3 protein-coding genes and 2 pseudogenes are annotated in these 6,236 nt (G+C 62.7%); 1 reads left to right on the plus strand and 4 read right to left on the minus strand.

The genetic code is table 11. The features are described from left to right. From ACLBYD_RS30310 to ACLBYD_RS30320, 3 genes and pseudogenes are all read right to left on the minus strand, one after another. Positions 1-182 (minus strand): annotated as a pseudogene (locus ACLBYD_RS30310) (MFS transporter); the annotation flags it as partial. 1,570 nt (positions 183-1,752) lie between these two features. Next, positions 1,753-3,294 carry an acyl-CoA synthetase gene (locus ACLBYD_RS30315; protein ID WP_447819349.1) on the minus strand — a complete coding sequence of 514 codons (1,542 nt, stop codon included), beginning with the start codon at positions 3,292-3,294 and terminating at the stop codon, positions 1,753-1,755. A gap of 30 nt (positions 3,295-3,324) precedes the next feature. Further along, on the minus strand, positions 3,325-4,671 hold the full coding sequence (locus tag ACLBYD_RS30320; RefSeq protein ID WP_447819350.1) for an MFS transporter: 1,347 nt from the start codon (positions 4,669-4,671) through the stop codon (positions 3,325-3,327). A 268-nt stretch (positions 4,672-4,939) separates the two neighbouring features. Here ACLBYD_RS30320 and ACLBYD_RS30325 point away from each other — a divergent pair, with 268 nt between their 5' ends. After that, positions 4,940-5,554 carry a TetR/AcrR family transcriptional regulator gene (locus tag ACLBYD_RS30325; protein WP_447819351.1) on the plus strand — a complete coding sequence of 205 codons (615 nt, stop codon included), beginning with the start codon at positions 4,940-4,942 and terminating at the stop codon, positions 5,552-5,554. 472 nt (positions 5,555-6,026) lie between these two features. On the opposite strand, the pseudogene ACLBYD_RS30330 reads toward ACLBYD_RS30325, so the two are convergent. Then, positions 6,027-6,236 (minus strand): annotated as a pseudogene (locus ACLBYD_RS30330) (hypothetical protein); the annotation flags it as partial.

Below are 6,236 nucleotides of genomic sequence, written 5' to 3' on the forward strand. Positions count from 1 at the left end.
CCTGCGATGCCGATGCCGTAGATCAGTTTGCGACCAAATCGGTCCGACAGGTAGGCCGTCGTCGGGACGATGGGGATCATCACCAGCGCGCCCATAAGGACCCAGAAGAGCACTTCGGAGCGGGCCATTCCGAGATTGGTGGTAGCGACCTGCACGCTGCCGGTCATCGTGATGTAGAACATCGCGATACCGACGAGGTAGGTGCCGCCGGCCAGAAGCAGCGTGCCGCCGTTATGACGGATGACCTCCAGGATCGGGGACCTGCGCTTGGCCGGTGCGGTGGCCAGTTTGGCCTCGGCCTCCTGGAATTCTGGGGTTTCCTCCAGGTATCGGTGGATACCTCGCCGAGGAGATCGACAAAGTCGTAACCCACACCCTCAAACAGTCCTGGGGCAACGCCGGCGCCCACAACCGAGGGGCGCGCCGCGCCACCGCGTCGGTCTTCCGAGATTTCGGGCTCAAACCCACCGGGGAACCCTGCGACTCCACCGTCGCTTACATCGAAGCCCATTACCTCGTCGACTGAACCCAAACGCGCCGGCAAGGCGAGGACCACAGCGGAGACACAATTCGCCTTCGGCGAGAAGATTTCGACGTGGGGCGGGCCCGAATGACGGCTGCGGATCATTCCTCACGATCCGCCGCGCTCGACGACGGGATCGAGGTTGAGCCGCCGGCGGCCCGGAACCAGGGAGCGGACGGGCGCCGACAGCCGCGGACGACGCCGACGCTGCGATCGGGGACACAAGAGCAGGAACCATAGGCAGATCCCTCAACCGCAGGGACGACACGTCCCTTTGCGTCTGGGGCTGCGATCCGCGCGCCGGGCTCAGCTCTGCTAGGTATTCGTCGCGCTTGTGCCCGAGCTCGACCATGCCCTAACACTGTCCACGTTGCTGCGCTCGACGAATCGGCTCGATTCTTCCTCGGGACCTGACAGCCTGTGGGCCCAGCGGCACCAGAGGGAGAACACCCGAGCATGAGATGTGCTGGTTCGTGCGGATACTGCGCCGACAGCTCCGCCTGGGCGACGCCGTTGGTCTCTGCCATTGAGATGGCAGCTTCTGAGTAGATGTCACGACCACATCTTGAGACAGCGGCGTTATCCCGTAGATTGGCTCTGAACCCGAGAGGGTCGTTTCAGCGATCGCACCGTATATTCTCCTTCCGCCTTGTCCAGTAGCCGGCCGTTGGGCAAGGCGGTGCTCAGGGGAACGACATAGGGAATCGCGATGAAGGTCAGCAGGATTTGGCCCGTATCGACCGGGTTGCGGCGAGCCGAACACTCCCTTCTGCCGTCACACCATAGACCGGAAGTCACACACGTTCGCACCCTCGCGCCCGTCCAAGACTGCGGGATCGAACCTACCGGCCCCGCAACGCTTCACACGCACCTACTCGATCGGCCTCCCGTCATTTACGTTCGCAGAAGGCCGATCGAGCTCACTCACCAAGATCTTGAGCGCTGTTTCGGCACGCCTTCGGACCGGATCACGCGTGCGGCTGCCAGGCAACGCGCTCTCCCGAAAATAAGGGCGCTCGACGTGTTGAACCCAAGGCCACCGGAAGCTTGCCCAGAGCATCCCTTCGCAATTGTCGGTGACCGATCCCTTATTTCTTGCTTGATGTGACTCGGAGGTCAGCTACACGGGGACTCCGATCGCGTATCGCACCAACGTGGAGCACCAATCTCCATGACGCCTATAAATAGTGCTCAGCCCGACCCTTCAAAGGCCGCAATTGGCTCTTCGGTCACAACTGGGCGCCGGTGAAACGCTCTTGCAGCGTACGTTTTACCAACTTTCCGGTAGGAGTACGGGGGAGGTCCTGTGCGAACAGGATATGGCGTGGAAGCTTGTACTTGGCGACGCGTTCACGCAGATGCGCGGTCAGCTCCTCGGCAAGAGCGTCGTCCCCAGCGATCCCGGCAGTCGGCTGGACCACCGCCGTCACAATTTCGCCCATCTCCGCGTCCGGTACGCCGATCACCCCGGCGTCGAGAACCTTCGGATGCTCGATGAGCGCGTTCTCGATCTCCTGCGGGTAGATATTGACCCCACCCGAGATAATCATGAACGACCCGCGGTCGGTAAGGAACAGGTAGCCGTCCTCGTCCAGGTAACCGACGTCTCCGGTCGTCGTCCACGCAGGGTGGTCCGGATGCTGGGCGTCGCGGGTCTTCTCCGGTGCGTTGTGGTATTCGAACGGCAACACGTCGCGTTCGAAGTAGATCGTGCCTATCTGCCCGGTGGGCAGCTCGTCGCCGTTCTCGCCACAAATGTGAATGACGCCCAGAGCGGCCCTGCCCACCGTGCCTGGTTTGCGCAACCATTCCTCGGTGTCGACCAGCGTGAGGCCATTGAGTTCGGTGGAGGAGTAGTACTCCGACAGGATCGGGCCCCACCACGCGATCATCTGCCGCTTGACCTCGACTGGGCAGGGGGCCGCGGCGTGCACGGCGACCTGCAGGCTGGACACGTCGTAGCGCGCACGTACGTCGGCGGGAAGTTTGAGCATGCGCACGAACATCGTAGGTACCCACTGGCTGTACGTCACGCGGTACCGCTCAATGTACTCAAGAGCCTTCTCGGCGTCGAAGCGGTCCATCACGACGACCGTGCCCCCGAGTGCCTGCACCGCAGCGCAGGTGCGCAGCGGCGCCGCGTGGTACAGCGGCGCGGGAGACAGGTACACGGTCTCCGAGTTCACGCCCCATACCGAAGCGTTCATCGCGGTCATCGTGTCGCCGGGCTCGTGGACCTGGCGATCCGGCAGTGCAGGCTTGATGCCCTTAGGGCGACCGGTGGTACCGGACGAGTAGAGCATGTCTGCCCCGCGGGGCTGATCGTCCATAGGAGAATCGGATTCGGCCGCGGCCGCCTTGTCCAGATCGGTATACCCGGCTATTGGGCCACCGAACGCCAACCGGTGCTCGGTGGCCGGGGTCAGTGCGGCCAGCTCGCGTGCGATCGCGTCGAGCGCCGCGTCGACAACGACGGCCTTCGCGCCGCAGTCGGCGACGATGTAGGCCGCCTCGGCAGGGGTGAGATGCCAGTTCACCATCGTCACGTACAAACCGGATCGCATTGCTGCCCAGTATATGTCGAATACGCGAGCCGAGTTCGTGGCGAGTACCGCGACATGGTCGCCGCGCCGTAGGCCCAGGGCGTGCAGGTGACGGGCGATCCGGACGGACCCGGATTCGAGTTCGGCGAAGGTGACGGTGTGGCCAGTGCCGGCCATGATCACGGCCGGCTTGTTCGGGGCGGTGTCGAGATAAGCACCGGGATACATCGATACTCCAAACAGTCAGTGTGCGAAGAGTCAGCGGCGACGACGGGCAAGGACCAACAAGCATGCGAGGGCGAGAACGGAAAGTCCCACAACCAGCAGCCCCACACGCCAAATATTGGCGACCTCACCGTTGACCAGAGCAACCATCGCCATCGGCGACATGCCACCGAGGATCGCCGCCGCTTGGTAGCCCAATGACGCTCCAGAGTAGCGGATCTCCGGCGGGAACAACTCGGCGAACAGCGCGGCCTGCGGGCCACTCTGGAACGACATCGCCACGCACGACCCAACCAACGCGATACCCAACGGCACGGTATTGCCCGGCGTGGCGGACCCGACCAACATCCACATCGGCACCGCCCACAAGCCCATGGCGACGATACCGATACCGTAGATAAGCTTGCGTCCGTAGATATCCGACAGATACGCGGCCAACGGACCTAACGGCACAAGCACCGCCGCTGCGAGCAAGATCCAACCCAGGACCTCGGAGCGAGTGATGCCCAAATTGGTAGTGGCCACTTGCGCCGCGCCTGTAATGGTGATGTAGAACATCGCGATGCCGACCAGGTAGGTACCGGCAACCAACAATACGGTACCGCTGTTGTGCCGCAGTACCTCGAGGACGGGGGAACGCCGCTGCGCCGGGGCGGCCTCAAGTTTCGCCTCCACTTGCTGGAATTCGGGTGTCTCCTCCAGGTATCGGTGGATGGCAAAACCGACGAACAACATGAACAGGCTGATCCAGAACGGCACCCGCCAACCCCATGACATGAAGGCTTCCGGGGACACCGCCCACGTTACCGCCAGGAATACTCCGTTACCCAGAATTACCCCGACCGGGATGCCGAGCTGGGCGAAGCTGCCGTAGAAGCCTCGACGGTTCGCAGGGGCGTACTCGGTGGCCAACAACACTGCCCCGCCCCACTGTGCCCCCACGGCCAGGCCCTGACAAAGACGCAAGGTCACCAACATCGCCGGGGCGAGCCAGGCGATCGAAGAATTCGGCACGAAACCGATCAAGGTCGTGGCAAGCCCCATCAGCAAGATGGAGATGACCAAGACCGGTTTGCGCCCGACCTTGTCGCCGAAATGGCCCGCTACGATCCCGCCGATCGGCCGGGCGACGAAGCCGACGGCAACCGTGGCGAAGGAGTTCAGGGCGGCGACCACCTCGCTGCCGGTGGCAAAGAAGGTCTTGTTGAACACCAGCGCAGCGGCGGTGGCATAGATGTAGAAGTCATACCACTCGAGGGATGTCGAAACCGTTGCCGCAAAGGCCGCCTTGCGGGCGGCGCGACGCCGTGTAGGTGTCGTCGCTGTCGATGGGGCGCTGGACGCGCCGTGGGGCGTCGAAGAAGCCGAGGAGGTGGCCATCAAAGCCTCTTTCCGGGATGCAAGCTAGGGAGAACCAAGCGATCGTTCGGTTAGCTGGAACTACGGTAAGTGGTCAACCCCGCTGCCGTCAATCGTCGCTGGAGCCCTACTCGCTGACACGTCGCAACGTGGGGACACGAGATGCACCAACGGCTATCCCCGACCTAGATGGACACGAACTCGGCGTAGAGCCGAGCATGGCGTAGTAGGTCAGCTGCATCGTGGTCATTACCCTGTGTCAAGTACGCCGGGTGGACGGAGACAGGCAATGGGCGCAGCACACATGGGGTCGACCGGGACTACCACCGGTAGACAGGCCATCCTCGACTCCGCTGTACACAACATGAATGCGTGCGGATACCACGGCACATCGATGCGCGACATCGCTCGCGATGCCGACATCACGGTCGCCTCCATCTACCATCACTTCAAGTCCAAGCAAGAAATACTGCAGGACATCATTATTCGGGCACTTCACGATGCAATTGCAATGACCCGAGGGGCGCTGTTGCGGGCGGGCAGTGCGCCGGGTTCCCAGCTACAAGCCCTCGTTCGGGCATGGGTTATATTTCACACCACACGCCAGCTCGATGCCGTCGTGGCGGCGGCGGAATTACGCAGCATCAACGAGTCGGGGCGCCGTCTCGTCATAGCACTGCGCGATGAACAAGAGGCGCTGTTTCACGACGTCATCCAGCGTGGTGTCGAGATGGGTGCCTTCGAGACGGAATTTCCGCGCGACGCGGTACGCGGCATCATCAGCATGGGGCAATCTGTGTGCTCATGGTGGCGACCTAGTGGACTGCTACACCCTGAAGAACTCGCCGACCGATATGCAGACTTGGCTCTGTCCATGGTGCAACACCGACCCCAACGGCGATGAGCCCCAAATCACCGAACGATTGATCGGTTACATAGTTCTCGCTCGGGACACCGATGCAGAGCGGTAGACACGGACGAACTACGGCCATTCAGGCTCGATCACCTCCGGAATGAGGAACCGGTTCTCCCCATCCCACCATCTGCGATCCTGCGCCCACCCCGGAACCCCGCCCAGCAGTGCCGTCGAACAGGGGCCGTCGAACAGGCGCACGGCGACGCTTACAGGCTCGGAAGAGCGCAAGGCCCATCGGGGAGCGGCGGAAAGGGCCGGAACCACCGCGCTGAGTAGCGCAACAGCGCAGAGATGACCGTGGCTTTCTCCCGACCGAGGCGGCCAGCAAGTGAGGGTGCGGGTAATCGTGTGACTAAGGGAAACAAGCCCGTCATCCCCGCGCTCGGCCGAGGACGATGAAAAGTCGTGCGGTGTCGGTTGTCTCCTTGATATCCGACACCGCACGAGCAGCAGATCGTGTTTAGACCGGGAGCTGGATCTCGTCGCGTCGTTTCGCGTCGCGTCGAACCAGACCGAGCAGGCACAGCAGGGCAACGGCGGAGAGGACGGCGATCATGATACCGACCCGCCAGATGTTGTCCACCTGACCGTTGACGAGGCCGACCATAACCATTGGCGACATGCCTCCGAGGATGGCAGCGCACTGGTAACCCAACGAGGCACCGGAGTA

The sequence above is a fragment of the Rhodococcus sp. C26F genome, assembly GCF_053345925.1.